Below are 15,260 nucleotides of genomic sequence, written 5' to 3' on the forward strand. Positions count from 1 at the left end.
ATTTTATCATCTTGACAAATCTACTTTATAAACTAAAAATACTTAGATTTAAATACGTATTAATACTTACATATACTTAAATTTGATCAAACAAATCTAAGTACTATGAAAAATACAAACTCTTTATCGCAATCACACAAGATTTTATTTTTGAATACTTTAGCATTCACCGTGTGTTTTGCTTGTTGGACATTAAACGGTGTATTGGTAACTTTTCTCGTAGATAATAGCATTTTTCATTGGAGCGTTGTACAAGTTGGCTGGCTTCTGGGAATCCCAATTTTGACCGGTTCAATCATGCGTTTACCAATCGGAATACTTACGGATAAATTTGGCGGCAAATACATTTTTTCAGTTTTGCTCCTACTCTGCTCCATTCCGTTATTTTTATTGCCTTTAGCGGATAGCTTTTTCCTGTTTGCCTTATTAAGCTTTTTGTTTGGAATGGTCGGAACCAGCTTTGCCGTCGGAATTGGCTATACTTCAATTTGGTATCCAAAAGAATGGCAAGGAAGAGCTTTGGGAATTTTCGGAATAGGAAATGCCGGAGCAGCAATCACAACCTTTTTAGCTCCTTCATTACTCAATCATTTTTCAATAGCTGATCCTCAAAACGGCTGGAAAATACTTCCTGTTATTTATGCAACAGCTTTGGTTGTTATTGGAATTGCATTTTTAATTTTCGCTAAAAACAAAAAATTAGAAAACGATACCAGAACGGTTTCAGAAATGCTTCAATCTTTAAAAAGTGCACGTGTCTGGCGTTTTGGAGCTTACTACTTTTTAGTTTTTGGCTGCTTCGTTGCTTACTCTCAATGGCTTTTACCCAATTTCATGAACGTTTACCAAACCAGTTTAGTTATGGGCGGTTTGTTTGCCACACTTTTCAGCTTGCCTTCTGGCGTTATCAGGGCTTTTGGAGGCTATTTATCTGATAAGTTCGGAGCCCGAAAAGTTATGTATTGGGTTTTGAGTTCATCCGTAATTTTGAGTGCATTGCTAATGATTCCAAAAATGGAAATAACAACAACCGGACCGGGAGTTTTAGCTTCTAAAAAAGGAACTATCACTTCGGTTTCGAATGAAAATGTAAAAATTGGAGATACGGATTTTCCTATTGCACAGAAAAAAGAGCTTGAAACTGAAAATGCTATTTTCCCAACCAGAACTTCATGGCAGCAAGTTGTTGTAAATCAAAATCAAACCGTAAAGAAAAAAGAACTTATTGCCAAAGGAATCACGGTAATAAAATTCGACGCCAATATGTGGGTGTTTCTGGTTTTGGTAATTTTAATTGGAATTTCATGGGGAATAGGAAAAGCGGCCGTGTACAAACATATTCCGGAATATTTTCCAAAAGATGTTGGTGTTGTGGGCGGAATGGTCGGAATGATTGGCGGTTTAGGAGGTTTTTTTGGTCCGATAATTTTTAGTTATCTGTTAACTTCAACGGGTATTTGGTCAAGCTCATGGATTTTTATTCTGGTATTTTCAGCCATTTGTTTGATATGGATGCATTACACTATCACCAAAATCATGAATGAAAAGCAACCAATTTTATCAAAAGTAATTGATATACAATAAGTTAACTTATATACCAAAAAAGAATTCATTTATGATATTTACATTACAAAATAAATGTATTAATCATTTAAATTTGCCTCGTAATTAAAAAGCCAGTTATGAAAAAACTAAGAATAATTATTCTATTACTATTGGGTGCAATTAGTGCTGATATTCAGGCGCAGGAATTGGATGTAAATCTGCAAATCAGACCTCGTTTTGAATACCGAAACGGTTATAAAACGCTTTTAGCGGAAGGTCAGGAAGGAACTTCTCAGATTTCGCAACGCTCAAGGTTGAATTTCAATTACAAACAGGATCAACTTACAGTAAAATTGACTTTTCAAAATACCAGAACCTGGGGAGATGTTACTCCTAGTGCGGCGGCTGATAAAAATGGCGTTGCTGTTTTCGAAGCCTGGGCTCAATATGATTTAACAGAAAAATGGAGTGCCAGAATGGGACGTCAGGTACTTTCATACGATAATCAGCGTATTTTAGGTGAACAAGATTGGGGACAGCAAGCACAAAGTCATGATGCATTAACGGTTTCTTTTCATACTGAAAAACAACAATTAGATTTTGGTGGAGCTTATAATTCTGATGCAGAAAATACATTTCAAACTCAGTATACTGTAGCGAACTATAAAGCAATGCAATATGCCTGGTACCATGCTAATTTAGACAAATTAGGAGTGAGTTTTCTATTGTTGAATACAGGTTATGAATATAAAAATACTGTTGAAAAATTATTAGTAGATTACAAACAAACTTTTGGTCCTTATTTAACCTATAAAACAGCCAAAATAGACAGTAATTTTTGGTTGTACGGACAAACCGGAAAAAGTACAGATCGACAAGTAAGTGCCTGGAATGCTGCTGTAAATTTTGGATACAATATAACAGAATCGTTTAAGGCTGGTGTAGGATATGAATTTTTATCCGGAAAAAACACGAATGACGGAAGCCGGGTTATAAAATCATTCAATCCAATTTTTGGAACGAACCATGGTTTTAATGGTTATATGGATTATTTTTATGTAGGCGGAGGACACTTAAACAATGTTGGTTTACAGGATGGATTTCTAAAACTAAATTACAACGTAAACAAATGGCAGTTTGCTTTGATTCCGCATCTATTTTTATCTGCTGCCGATGCCGTTACGCCTTTAAATGAGAAACTTGATTCTTATTTAGGAACCGAAGTTGACTTTACTGTCGGCTTTAATTTCAAAAAAGAAATTACGTTAACAGGAGGTTACTCTCAAATGTTCGGATCTAAAACTTTAGAATTCATAAAAACCGGAGACGCCGGCCACACCAACAATTGGGCTTGGTTGATGATTTCTGTAAATCCTCGAATTTTTACGTGGAAAAAATAGTTTTTATTCAAAATTAACATATAAATTCTACCCTTTTCCTATTTCGCGAAAAGGGTATTTTTTTTGACTCTCTAAAAGCTTGTTATATGTTTTAAATAGGTATATTTGAATCGATTATGAATCCCCAAATTCTATCCTATGAAACAATTTTTAAAATTATCGATGCTTACTTTTGTTGTAACTCAAACTTCTATTGCTCAAAAATTTAATGATGCCTTAATTTCAAAAGACTCAGAAATTAATTTTGCAAAAACACAAAAAAGAGGAATTAAAAAAAACAACATTATCTACTATGTTGAAAATGATTTACAAACAATATCTGCTTATAAAAGCAATAAACTGAAATGGCAAACCAATGTAATTTCTGTTTGTGGAAAACCAAAACTGGGAGAACCTCAAATAAGATATGTAGGATATAATTCAGACAAACTCCTTATCGTTATGGGAAAACATAATTTTGCAGAAATCGACATAAGTAGCGGTATTACAAAACTTGTTGGTTAAGATTTACTTTTAAGAAATAGATTTTTCGAAAATATACATTATAACTTGCCCTTTTTCAGTTTTGGAAAAGGGTATTTTTTTTTTACATAAATTATTTTGCATTTTAAATTGGTATATTTGGTAGATGAAGAAACTTAAAAACTTAACATTTTTATTAGCATTTATTCTTTTTTCTAGTTGTGAAAATAAATGGATTATTGATGAAGTTGAAGGAACTTGGGTTGCTTAATCTTTATTCTCTTTTTAAAATTTCTAGTAAATGAAACTCATAGCCTGGAACTGCAACATGGCATTCAGAAAAAAAGCTGAATTTATTCTGGCTTATAATCCTGATATTGCAGTAATTTCAGAATGTGAAAATCCGGAAAAACTTAAATTTCCAAGCAATACAAAATTACCAACCGATATTCTTTGGTATGGAACAAATCCGCATAAAGGACTTGGCGTTTTCTCTTATAGCGATTATCGATTTCAATTATTGGATTGTCGTAACCCTGATTTCAAAAACATTTTACCAATTGCCGTAACAGACGGAAAAATTGATTTTAATTTATTTGCGGTTTGGGCCAATAATCCGGCAGATAAAGATGGCGCTTACGTTACTCAGGTTTGGAAAGCGATTCATTATTATGAAGATTTAATTCAGGAAAGTAAAACTATTTTAATTGGCGATTTCAACAGTAATACCATTTGGGACAAACCGCGACGAGAAGGAAACCATACAACTGTGGTAAATAAATTAGGCGAGAAGAATATTTTTAGTACTTATCATAAATATTTTAATCAGGTTCAGGGCAAAGAAGAACATCCAACTTTATACCTTTATAGACACGAAAATAAACCATATCATATGGATTATTGTTTTGCATCAAATGATTTTATCGAAACTTTAGAAAGCGTTGAAATTGGAACTTACCAAGATTGGACGCTGTACAGTGACCACAAACCCTTAATCATTAAATTTAATATATAATTATGAACAACTGGACTCAAAGATGGGACGACCGCTACAGCAATGAAGAATTTGCGTACGGCGAAGAACCCAACAATTACTTCAAAGAACAAATCGCAAAATTAGATCCAGGATCGATTCTTTTTCCTGCCGAAGGAGAAGGACGAAATGCGATTTTCGCAGCAAAATTAGGCTGGAATGTCAGTGCTTTTGATATTAGTGCCGAAGGAAAAAACAAAGCCTTAAAACTGGCAGAAGCCAATAATGTTTCAATTGATTATCAGGTTGGAGAATTAGAATCGCTGAATTATCAGCCAGAACAATTTGATGCTATTGCTTTAATTTACGCTCATTTTCCTGCTGAAATTAAATCTTCGATCCATAAAACGCTGGACAAATATTTAAGCAAAAACGGAATTATTATTTTCGAAGCTTTCAGTAAAAAACATTTGGAATATCTGGCTTTAAACGATAAAGTCGGCGGGCCAAAAGACATTGAATCATTATTTTCCATTGAAGAAATTCAATCCGATTTTCCCAATTATGAAATCATCGAATTAACAGAAAAAGAAATTGAACTGAACGAAGGTTTATTTCACAACGGAAAAGGTTCCGTAATTCGATTTATTGGAAGAAAAAAATAAATTCTGCAAAACGTTACGTAGAGGCGCCGCTGTGCGTCTCTACAAAAATAGTAAATACTGAAAACGAACTGCGACTCTGCAATACTTCTTCATTTTACCTCTCTCCTTCTACTTTACTTTAAACTTAAAAATAAAATCTAAAAAATTACGTATTTATACGTAAAAATACTTATTTTTGTTTATATCATTATACGTGAATTATCTTATATAAAGAAATTTACTCAATAGTATTCAAAAACGAATTCTAATGCAAAATACCAAAATCAAAACTACCTGTTCGTATTGTGGCGTTGGCTGCGGTATCATCGTTACTAACGACACTAAAAATGGCGTGATGGTAACGGGCGACAAAGACCATCCTGTCAATAAAGGAATGTTGTGCTCGAAGGGAATGAATTTGCATTACGTAGTAAATGATACTTCAGACAGGATTTTATATCCTGAAATGCGCGGTAGCAAATCCTATCCGCTCGAACGCGTAAGTTGGGACACGGCTCTTGATCGCGCTGCAGCTGTTTTTACATCCATCATAAAAAAACACGGACCGGACAGCGTTGGTTTTTATATCTCAGGCCAATGTTTAACCGAAGAATATTATCTGGTCAACAAACTCGTAAAAGGCTTTTTGAAAACTAATAATATCGACACCAACTCCAGGCTTTGTATGAGTTCTGCCGTTGTAGGTTATAAAAAAACATTTGGAGAAGATTCTGTTCCAATTGCTTATGACGATATCGAATTGGCTGATACTTTTCTGATTACAGGCGCAAATCCGGCTTGGTGTCACCCCATTTTATTCAGAAGAATCGAAAAACACAAAGAGAATAATCCAAAAATAAAAATCATTGTAATTGATCCGAGGCGAACGGATACGGCCGCTTTCGCCGATTTGCATTTGCAGATTATTCCCGGATCTGATATTATTTTATACCATGCCATCGCCAAACGCATTATCGAAAAAGGCCATGTAGATCATGATTTTGTAAAAAATAATGCCGAAAATTTTAAACAATATAAAGACTTAGTTCTAAGTACTTCTTTTGAAAAGGCTTCTAAACTTTGCGGAATATCGGTAAATGACATCAAACTTGCCGCTGATATTATTGGCAAAGCAAAAGGATTTATTTCGCTTTGGGCAATGGGATTGAATCAAAGTGCCGTTGGCGTTAATAAAAACACCGCTTTGCTAAATTTATCTTTATTGACAGGACAAATTGGTAAACCGGGTTCAGGTCCGTTTTCTTTAACGGGACAACCCAACGCTATGGGCGGACGCGAAGTTGGCGGAATGGCAACATTATTAGCGGCGCACAAAGACATCTCAAATCCGGAACACCGAAAAGAAGTCGCTGATTTTTGGGGCGTTAATGAAATTTCAGATAAACCGGGTTTAACCGCAACTGAAATGTTTGAAGCTTTAGAATCCGGAAAAATGAAAGCCGTTTGGATCATCTGTACCAATCCTTTAGTGAGTTTGCCCGATTCCCGTCGCATCGAAAAAGCATTACAAAAAGCAAAATTCGTAGTTGTTCAGGATATTTCGCATAATGCAGACACTTCAAAATATGCCGATTTACTATTGCCTGCCGCCAGTTGGTTAGAGAAAGAAGGCACCATGACCAATTCTGAACGTCGTATTTCGTATTTACCAAAAGGAATCAATGCGCCCGGAGAAGCACTTCCGGATATTGAAATCTTAATTCGCTTTGCGAAAAAAATGAATTTCAATGGTTTTAATTACAACAGTGCCGAGGAAATTTACAAAGAACATTGTGCTTTGACCAAAAATACCAATATTGATATTTCATTTTTAAATTATCATCGTTTAAAAACCGAAGGCACTTTTCAATGGCCTGTTCCTGATTATGGACATCCGGGAACGCCCCGCCTTTTTACCGATAAAAAATTCTATACGCCATCGCAAAAAGCAATTTTCAATTTACCAACGGCGATTGAAAATACTTCGGAACAGCCAACACCACAATTCCCTTTTATTCTAACAACAGGAAGGGTTCGGGATCAATGGCACACAATGACCAAAACCGGAAAAGTGTCCCGATTAATGACACATACGCCAAGTCCGGTTTTAGAGATAAACCCGATTGATGCTTATAAAAATGAAATTAAAAATGGTGACATTGTTATTGTAAGCAGCAAAAACGGAGAAGTTAGGGTAAAAGCAAAAGTAACAGATTCGATTAGAGAAAAAGTACTTTTCCTTCCAATGCATTGGGGAAAACAGCTGGAAAATGATTTAAACAGAACTAATAATTTAACGAATACTGTTGTCGATCCTGTATCAAAAGAACCTGATTTTAAATACACAACCGTTGCCATTACGAAATATGTAAAACCGTTTCAAAAAATTGCGATTATTGGTGCCGGAGCAGCATCTTTCAGATTTATTCAAAACTATCGTGAATTCAATTCTACCGATGAAATTATTGTTTTTTCGAATGAAATAAATCCGTTTTACAATCGTGTTTTGCTTCCGGAATATATGACGGGCGAATTTACCTGGGAACAACTTTTAAAAGTAAAAGATGGCGAAGCTTTAAACAAGCTAAACATTACCATGAAAGCCGGAGTAGCAATTGATAGTATTAATACTTCTGAAAAAACAATAAAAGACAGTTTAGGACAGACACATACTTTTGATTCTTTGATTATGGCCACCGGAAGCCGTCCGTTTGTGCCTGAAAATGCGCAGCTTCATCTTCCGGGACGATTTACGGTAAGACGCAAAGAAGATGCTGATCGCTTAAAAAAACATCTTGACAGCACAAATTTACCGCCCGAAGAACAGCACGTTGTTATTATTGGCGGTGGTTTATTAGGATTAGAATTGGCTGCGGCATTAAAACATAAAAAAGTAAAAATTACTATAATTCAAAGGGCTTCCCGTTTGATGGAACGCCAGTTAGACCGGGTTTCAAGCAAATTATTGGCCGAAGAAGTGCAGCTTCGTGATATTCAAATTTATTTTGATAATGAAGTGAGTACGGTTTTTGAAACCGATAATGATAATGAACTCGAAATCGCTTTAAAAAGTGGCAGAACCATCACGGCAAACGCAATTGTTTATACGATCGGAACAATTCCAAACATTGAAATTGCGCGCGAAACCGGATTGGCCTGCGGTCGTGGTGTTAAAGTAAATCAATATTTACAATCTTCGAATCCTGATATTTATGCAATTGGAGAAATCGCCGAATTCGATAATAAATTATTCGGAATAACTTCTGCCGCTGAAGAACAGGCTGATGTTCTGGCTAACTTTTTGGCGGGCGATATCAGCAGTTTTTACAAAGGTTCTGTTTTAATGAATATCCTGAAACTCGAAGATATTAATTTGTGCAGTATTGGCGAAATTGAAATTCCGGAAAATGATGACTCCTACGAAGAAATTGTTTTCGCCGATTTGAAACAGCGTTATTATAAAAAATGCATCGTTAAAAACGATTTGCTGGTTGGTGCGATTTTAATGGGAGATAAAAATGAGTTTGCCGAATTTAAAACGATGATCGAAAGCAAAATCGAATTATCAGACAAACGAAATTTATTGCTTAGAGGAAGCTCAAATGCAAAACCGGTTTTAGGAAAATTAGTGTGCTCCTGCAGTCAGGTTGGAGCCGGAAACATTGAAGAAACAATTAAAAGCGGAGTTAATAATTTTACCGATTTATGTAAAAATACCGGAGCCGGATTAGGTTGTGGAAGTTGTAAAACAGAAGTTAAAGAGATTTTAGCGAAATGTAAAGTTTAGTTTTTTGACAAAGTATTGTCATTTCGACGGAGGAGAAATCACATAACGGATTTACGCTTCGTTGCTCTCTGGATGTGATTTCTCCTCCGTCGAAATGACACAAAATGTGGTAACCTTAATCCTGAAACAAAGAAAACCCGAAACAAAAATTAAAAAAATGGAATTGACAAGACTAATAGTAAAAGGAGGCGTTATTTCGCCTGGAGAGCTTCGGGAAGTTGTTAATATGGCTATGGAACACGGTTTAGATTCCATTTCGTTTGGTTCAAGACAGGATATTATTTTTCCGAAAGGATTAAAATATTTAGATAAGGAAAAATTAGGCAAACATCATTTTGTGCTTCCTAATGAACAAAGCGGCAATAATATTGTTTCCTCTTATGTTTCTACAGATATTTTCAGAAATACCAATTGGCTTACCGGAAATAAATTTCTTTATATTTTAGAGCAGTTTAAAGAACAGCCAAAACTTAAAGTTAATATCACAGATCCTAAGCAACAGTTAGTTCCGCTGTTTACAGGACATCTTAATTTTATAGCTTCAGAACACGAAGATTATTGGTATCTCTACCTTCGTTTACCAAAATGGGAACGCATGGAAGTATATCCTGTTTTGATTTACAGTTGGGATATTGCAACTTTTTATTATCAAATCGAAAAAATAATCGCCGAGGAATCGTGCGGAATCGAAATACTTTTCAGTCTCCTTAGCGAAGTTTTAGACACCAATAACAGAACAATCGACAAACCTTTAAATATTCCTTTTTATCCTTTTCCCTATTACGAAGGCATGAACCGAATGGGAATCGATCAGTATTGGCTGGGTTTGTACTGGAGAAATAATTTATACGATTTAGATTTCCTGAAAGAAATGTGCGATTTGTGTTTTGATTGCAAAATCGGAAAGATATGCATCACGCCCTGGAAGTCGTTTATTGTAAAAGGAATTCCGAAAGACCGAAAACTTGAATGGGAGAAATTTCTCGGCAAAAAAGGAATCAACGTTCGTCATTCTCTTTTAGAATTAAACTGGCATTTGCCTGTTGCGATGGAATGGGCTTTGAATCTTAAAACTTTTCTCGTCCGTACGCTCGATCAATTTGACATCAGCACGTACGGACTTACTTTCGGTTTGTCCGAATACAATCGCGATGGTCATTATTTTACTTCAATCGTGGTTGAAAAAAATGAATTGCCGGCAGCTCTCGAATCAATCAAAATTCGTGATACGTATAATGTTCTGTTTGCAAAGAATTTCGACCCAAATACACGAGAATACATTGTGCATTCGCAGGATATTGACAAACTCGAATTGCCTACCATCTTAATTGAATTAAGCCGAAGATATTTCGATGAACTCGGAAATTCTACAACGGAAACTACAGAAAATATTCAGAAAAAAGAAAAACCGCAATTAGAGATTTATCAATGTCAGGAATGTTTAACGCTTTATAATACAGAATACGGAGATGAATCTCAGGGAATTCCGAAAGGTATTTTGTTTACCGATTTAGCCGAAAATTACTGCTGTTCTTTATGTGAAGGCCCAAAAAGCAATTTTAAGCTTTTAGAAGTTGTAGCCAATTAATTAAACTTCAATATTTATCAGAATAATTTTTAGAAGCTAATCCCGCTGTCCTTACAAAACGTAGTTTACTGAACACAAATTAAAATAAACATAATAGTCAAGTAATCTTTTGTACTTCCCGAAAACTCGGGACCGCACAAAAGGACTTTCCCTCCCATCGGGGCTAGTACACTCGTTTCAAAAGAAATCAATTAGAAACAAATTCCTTCCAAACGTTTTAATTATACAGTAATTTACTTCATTTTTCATGTAGAATTGTTAAGAGATTTCATTTTTTATTTTCTACTAAAAAACTAAAAGTTTAGCAGTCAATATTTTAACTCTTAAATTTAATGAAAAACTTAACATTGGGGAGTTTGTTTTATAATTATCTTTACTTAACCGTAAATTAACAATTTGTTTACATTGTTAATAATATTCTCTTTTAAAAGCACAATAATATGGAAAACAACAACGAAGAAATTACCCCTGAGAAAATCGATTCACCTGCGACTGAAAATAGCAAGCCGGTTACAGAGACTACCAATCCTGTAAATACTCCAGCTGCAAAAACGCCAGTTCGCAAAGCAACAACAACTGCCAAGCCTGCTGCATCTGCAACAATAAAACCAATAGTTGCAACGACTACTCCAAAAACAACGGTACGTAGAACACCTGCAAAAAAAGTATTAACTACTGTTGCAAAACCACAAGAAAAAGTACCGCCAATTGAAATTACAGGTACAGATTCAAAAGAAGAAAATACAAATGAAGTAGTTGGATTAGAAGAAGCTACTAAAGACAAATCAAAAGATAAAAAGAAGAAAAAAATGAAAGAAAAGGAAAAAGAGCAAGCCAAAAAGAAATTAGCAAAGAAAAAAGAAAAAGCTAAAAACGATAAGAAGAAAGAGAAAGCTAAAAAAGCAAAACAAAAAGCTACAGCAAAGAAAAAAGAAAAAGCTAAAAAAGCAAAGGATAAAGCTAAAGCTAAAAAAATAGCAAAGAAAAAAGTGAAGTCTCAAAAAAAGGCAAAAGCTAAAAAGAAAAAATAATATTTTAAAAAGGTTTAACTTGAAAAAGTTGAAACTTTTTTTTTGTTCTCATTTTATGTCATTGCGAGGAACGAAGCAAACACACTAATGATAAGCAAAGTTTAGGGATTATAGTCGTGAGATTGCTTCGTTTCTCGCAAGGACAATCTGTACGGTCATAAAGAAATTCATCCCCCAATCGCAATCATACTGCGATTATCAAAATGCAAATTCGGATCATCCATTTCTTCAATGGTAACCATTCCGGCACGAACTTTCTTTTTGTTTTTAATTGATTCTGAAATTAAATTCGTGATCGATTCGCCGTTTCTGAATGGTGTCAGTAAATCCGTTTCTGAGTTTGAAAAAAGACAGTTTTTAATTTTGCCGTTGGCTGTCAGGCGGATTCGGTTGCAGCCATCACAAAAAGGATTTGTAATCGAACTTATGATCCCGAAATCGCCCTGAAAATCTTTTATTTTATACGCTCTGGCTGTAAAATTTTTTTCGTCTTCTAATTTCAGAATATCTTCAGCTGAAAAAGATGCTTCAACCTGCGATAAAATTTCGTTTTGAGAAACCATTTTGCTTCTGTCCCACTCGTTTCCCGCAAAAGGCATAAACTCTATAAACCGAATTGAAATGGGCAAAAACTGTGTTAGTTTGATAAAATCTATGATTTCGTTTTCATTGAAACCCTTCATCAAAACTACATTTACTTTTACCTGAAAATCATTGTTCAAAAGCAAATGCAAGTTATCAATTACTTTATCAAACTGATTTCTAAGCGTTATGGTGTGAAATTTAGAAGCTACCAAAGTATCCAAACTCAAATTGATTTTATTGACATTAAATTGCTTTAAAACATCAATATGACGATCAATTAAAATTCCGTTAGTTGTAATAGAAATAGAAACTTCAAGCGAAGCTAACTTGGAAATAATCTCTGGAAAATCTTTTCTTAGCAAAGGCTCTCCACCGGTCAATCTTATTTTATCTACACCATTTTCTACGAAGGTTTGGGCAATCGAAAAAATCTCTTCAGCCGTCATTAAACTGGCTTTTGGAGATAATTCAATTCCGTCAGCAGGCATGCAATACGTACAACGCAAATTGCATTTCTCTAACAACGAAATACGCAAGTAGTTGTGTTTTCGCCCAAAATCATCCGTCAAAATAGTGTTAGAGGGTATCATGATTTTTTCCTTTTAAAATATGAAAAACGTGCATAACATGCGGAAAAACAGCATCCATCGATTCTCTGGCGCCGTTTGTTGATCCCGGCAAAGCCAAAACCAGACTTTTCCCTAATGTTCCTGCAACTGTTCTTGAAAGCATTGCATATGGCATACGTTGTTGTCCGTAATTGCGAATTGCTTCTTCAATTCCCGGAATTCTGCTTTCTAACAATGGCGCTAAAGCTTCTGGCGTAACATCTCTTGGAGATAATCCGGTGCCACCCGTAAAAATGACCAACTGATGTCCTTCGGCGAAAGCCTTAGTTCGTTCCTGAATAATATCCAATTCATCAGGAATAATTTCATAATGCGCAGTTTCAACTCCGTACGAATTTAATTTTTCTACTATTATTTTTCCCGAACGATCTTCTTTATCGCCGGCAAAAATGGAATCAGAACAAACAAAAACGGCTGCTTTTATGGTGTCCGGAAATTTATTTTTGAAAGACGATTTTCCGCCTTCTTTATTGATTAATTTGATGGTTGAAATTTCGATTTCTTTATCAATTGGTTTCAACATATCGTACATTGTTAAAGCTACTATTGATGCGCCGTGCATGGCTTCCACCTCAACTCCGGTTTTGTAAACCGTCTTTACATTGAAGATAATCTGAATCGTTAGACCTTCAATTTTATATTCAACAGAAGTAAATTCAATTGGAATTGGATGACAATCCGGAATCGATAAATGCGTGTTTTTTACTGCAAATAATCCGGCCGTTTTAGCCATTTCCAGTACATTTCCTTTCGGTACCAGATTATTTACAACGGCATCAATTGTTTCTTGTTTGCTGACTTTGACAATTGCTGTGGCTGTTGCAACTCTTAATGTACTTATTTTATGCGTAATATCTACCATTCTGTTTTTTAGGTATTTTGTTTCCAGGTGAATGTATCGTTTTCAAACATCTCTTTACCAAAAATCGGAACATCTGTTTTTATCCAGTTTACAATGGCTTCTGTCGCTTCATAAACTTGTTTGCGTCGCGTTGCAGAAACAAATACAAAAAGACAAATTTCACCTGCTTTTACAATACCTAAACTATGGTAAATGTGCATGCAGGTTAAGTCGAATTTAGCAAAAGCTTTTTCCCGAATGGCGTGCAATGCTTCGTTTGCCATATCTGTATAAGCGGAATAATCGATCGCTACAACCGTATTGTCGTGAATGACATCAGCACGAACTTGTCCTAAAAAAATATTGTGCGCACCAATCGTATGTTTCGATTGATGTTTGGCGATTGACTCGGCTATAAATTCAGGAGCAATTGGTCCTTCTACAAATACATTTTTACTCATTGTTTTCTATTTTTTGCCACAGATTATAAGGATTTCTTTTGCCACGAATTACACGAATTTTCACTAATTTTTATTTTAAATTAAAAAATCAACCACAATCTTGTCATTTCGACGGAGGAGAAATCACACTAGAAACTCCGTACAGCATTTCGTTAATCTTTGTCGAATACGAGTGTGATTTCTCCTCCGTCGAAATGACAAACGAGACGTACCCACTAACTATATTGTAACTCTGCCTATATTTTTATTTCTTCATTTAATAATTGCTTCATTGCTAAAACTCCACCAGCAATACTTTTTACTTTATTAAATTCTTTTTTCTGAAGCAATTCGACCGCAATTTTACTTCTTATTCCGGATTGACAGAAAACATAGATCGTTTGGTTTGAATTCAGTTTTTCTATTTCGTTTTCTAAATTCATTAACGGAATCTGAATACTATTTTCAAAATTAATTTTCGGCAATTCATCTTCATTTCTAACATCTAAAAAAAGAACCTCATCCTTATTAATTTCATTTACAATTTCTTCAAAAGATATTTCTTCAACTTGATTTTCAACGAGATTATATTTCTGAAGAAATGTGTTTTTATCTATTACAAGATGAGTGTTTTTTTCGAAGTCATACTTTTGCTGTTCGTTGTTTAAAATATTATACACCAGTATTTTACCACTCAATACCTCTCCTATTTCTAGAATCATTTTTATGACTTCGTTGGCTTGCAGCATTCCGATTATTCCAACTGAAATTCCGATCACTCCAGCATCTTCACAATTTAATGCGTTGCTGTTTCCATCAGGATACAAACATCTGTAAGTGGGTCCGTTTTGATAATTGAAAACCGAAACCTGACCCTGAAACCTAAAAATAGATCCGTAAACCATTGGTTTATTAGTTACTAAACAAGCATCGTTTATGAGATATTTTATCGCAATATTGTCTGTTGCGTCAACAATAATATCATAGTTTTCAAATAAATCGATAACGTTTTTTGCTGATAATTTTTCTTCAATTGCATTGACTTTTACCAACGGATTCAATTCTGAAACCATCAATTTGGCTTCGTTAACTTTGTGTTTTCCAACAGCCGAACTTTTATAAATTACCTGTCGCTGTAAATTCGAAAGTTCAATAACATCGTTATCGACAATTCCAATTTCACCTACACCAGCGGCAGCCAAATAAGGCAATACAGCAGCTCCTAAACCTCCTGCTCCAATAATAAGAACTTTAGCTTTAGTTAGTTTTTCCTGACCAGAATCTCCAATTTCAGGAAGGATTATTTGTCTGTTATAACGTGCTGTTGTATTCATA

Annotated in this window: 12 protein-coding genes; 8 read left to right on the top strand and 4 right to left on the bottom strand. The window is 34.8% G+C overall.

Annotation, left to right across the window (positions count from 1 at the left end):
- The first annotated feature begins 105 nt into the window (after positions 1-105).
- From EV143_RS11820 to EV143_RS11855, 8 genes are all read left to right on the top strand, one after another.
- Positions 106-1,584 (top strand): MFS transporter, encoded by a 1,479-nt coding sequence (locus EV143_RS11820; protein ID WP_133508141.1) that lies wholly within the window; start codon positions 106-108, stop codon positions 1,582-1,584.
- A gap of 98 nt (positions 1,585-1,682) precedes the next feature.
- Positions 1,683-2,945, top strand: coding sequence for an alginate export family protein (locus EV143_RS11825; RefSeq protein ID WP_133508142.1), 1,263 nt, complete (start codon positions 1,683-1,685; stop codon positions 2,943-2,945).
- Between the two features lie 138 nt (positions 2,946-3,083).
- Positions 3,084-3,449 (top strand): hypothetical protein, encoded by a 366-nt coding sequence (locus tag EV143_RS11830; protein WP_133508143.1) that lies wholly within the window; start codon positions 3,084-3,086, stop codon positions 3,447-3,449.
- 259 nt (positions 3,450-3,708) lie between these two features.
- Positions 3,709-4,422, top strand: coding sequence for an endonuclease/exonuclease/phosphatase family protein (locus tag EV143_RS11835; RefSeq protein ID WP_133508144.1), 714 nt, complete (start codon positions 3,709-3,711; stop codon positions 4,420-4,422).
- A gap of 2 nt (positions 4,423-4,424) precedes the next feature.
- Complete coding sequence (locus tag EV143_RS11840; protein ID WP_133508145.1) at positions 4,425-5,045, top strand: class I SAM-dependent methyltransferase; 621 nt, start codon at positions 4,425-4,427, stop codon at positions 5,043-5,045.
- 247 nt (positions 5,046-5,292) lie between these two features.
- Positions 5,293-8,811, top strand: a complete 3,519-nt coding sequence (locus EV143_RS11845; protein WP_133508146.1) for a nitrate reductase — start codon at positions 5,293-5,295, stop codon at positions 8,809-8,811.
- Positions 8,812-8,968: 157 nt separating this feature from the next.
- Positions 8,969-10,399 carry a rubredoxin gene (locus tag EV143_RS11850; protein ID WP_133508147.1) on the top strand — a complete coding sequence of 477 codons (1,431 nt, stop codon included), beginning with the start codon at positions 8,969-8,971 and terminating at the stop codon, positions 10,397-10,399.
- Between the two features lie 440 nt (positions 10,400-10,839).
- Positions 10,840-11,430: a hypothetical protein gene (locus EV143_RS11855; protein ID WP_133508148.1), complete on the top strand. Its 591-nt coding sequence runs from the start codon at positions 10,840-10,842 to the stop codon at positions 11,428-11,430.
- A 167-nt stretch (positions 11,431-11,597) separates the two neighbouring features.
- Here EV143_RS11855 and moaA read toward each other — a convergent pair whose 3' ends face one another.
- The 4 genes from moaA to moeB form a co-directional block, all read right to left on the bottom strand.
- Positions 11,598-12,605, bottom strand: coding sequence for a GTP 3',8-cyclase MoaA (moaA, locus tag EV143_RS11860; RefSeq protein ID WP_133508149.1), 1,008 nt, complete (start codon positions 12,603-12,605; stop codon positions 11,598-11,600).
- The gene (moaCB, locus tag EV143_RS11865) at positions 12,592-13,506 is read right to left on the bottom strand and encodes a bifunctional molybdenum cofactor biosynthesis protein MoaC/MoaB (protein ID WP_133508150.1); all 915 of its coding nucleotides are present in this window, start codon (positions 13,504-13,506) and stop codon (positions 12,592-12,594) included. Before moaCB ends, moaA begins: the two co-directional genes overlap by 14 nt.
- 8 nt (positions 13,507-13,514) lie before the next feature.
- A complete protein-coding gene (locus tag EV143_RS11870) occupies positions 13,515-13,946 on the bottom strand; it encodes a molybdenum cofactor biosynthesis protein MoaE (protein WP_059118501.1) in 432 nt (143 codons plus the stop codon).
- A 236-nt stretch (positions 13,947-14,182) separates the two neighbouring features.
- Entirely contained in the window at positions 14,183-15,259 is a 1,077-nt protein-coding gene (gene moeB / locus EV143_RS11875) for a HesA/MoeB/ThiF family protein (protein ID WP_133508151.1), read from the bottom strand.
- Between the last annotated feature and the right edge of the window lies 1 nt (position 15,260).

It is taken from the genome of Flavobacterium chryseum (genome assembly GCF_004362015.1).
Classification (GTDB): domain Bacteria; phylum Bacteroidota; class Bacteroidia; order Flavobacteriales; family Flavobacteriaceae; genus Flavobacterium.

Excerpts from the sequence above, each read along its gene's own strand:
- EV143_RS11820 (WP_133508141.1), top strand. The coding sequence starts at position 106 with ATGAAAAATACAAACTCTTTATCGCAATCACACAAGATTTTATTTTTG.
- EV143_RS11825 (WP_133508142.1), top strand. The coding sequence starts at position 1,683 with ATGAAAAAACTAAGAATAATTATTCTATTACTATTGGGTGCAATTAGT.
- EV143_RS11830 (WP_133508143.1), top strand. The coding sequence starts at position 3,084 with ATGAAACAATTTTTAAAATTATCGATGCTTACTTTTGTTGTAACTCAA.
- EV143_RS11835 (WP_133508144.1), top strand. The coding sequence starts at position 3,709 with ATGAAACTCATAGCCTGGAACTGCAACATGGCATTCAGAAAAAAAGCT.
- EV143_RS11840 (WP_133508145.1), top strand. The coding sequence starts at position 4,425 with ATGAACAACTGGACTCAAAGATGGGACGACCGCTACAGCAATGAAGAA.
- EV143_RS11845 (WP_133508146.1), top strand. The coding sequence starts at position 5,293 with ATGCAAAATACCAAAATCAAAACTACCTGTTCGTATTGTGGCGTTGGC.
- EV143_RS11850 (WP_133508147.1), top strand. The coding sequence starts at position 8,969 with ATGGAATTGACAAGACTAATAGTAAAAGGAGGCGTTATTTCGCCTGGA.
- EV143_RS11855 (WP_133508148.1), top strand. The coding sequence starts at position 10,840 with ATGGAAAACAACAACGAAGAAATTACCCCTGAGAAAATCGATTCACCT.
- moaA (WP_133508149.1), bottom strand. The coding sequence starts at position 12,605 with ATGATACCCTCTAACACTATTTTGACGGATGATTTTGGGCGAAAACAC.
- moaCB (WP_133508150.1), bottom strand. The coding sequence starts at position 13,506 with ATGGTAGATATTACGCATAAAATAAGTACATTAAGAGTTGCAACAGCC.
- EV143_RS11870 (WP_059118501.1), bottom strand. The coding sequence starts at position 13,946 with ATGAGTAAAAATGTATTTGTAGAAGGACCAATTGCTCCTGAATTTATA.
- moeB (WP_133508151.1), bottom strand. The coding sequence starts at position 15,259 with ATGAATACAACAGCACGTTATAACAGACAAATAATCCTTCCTGAAATT.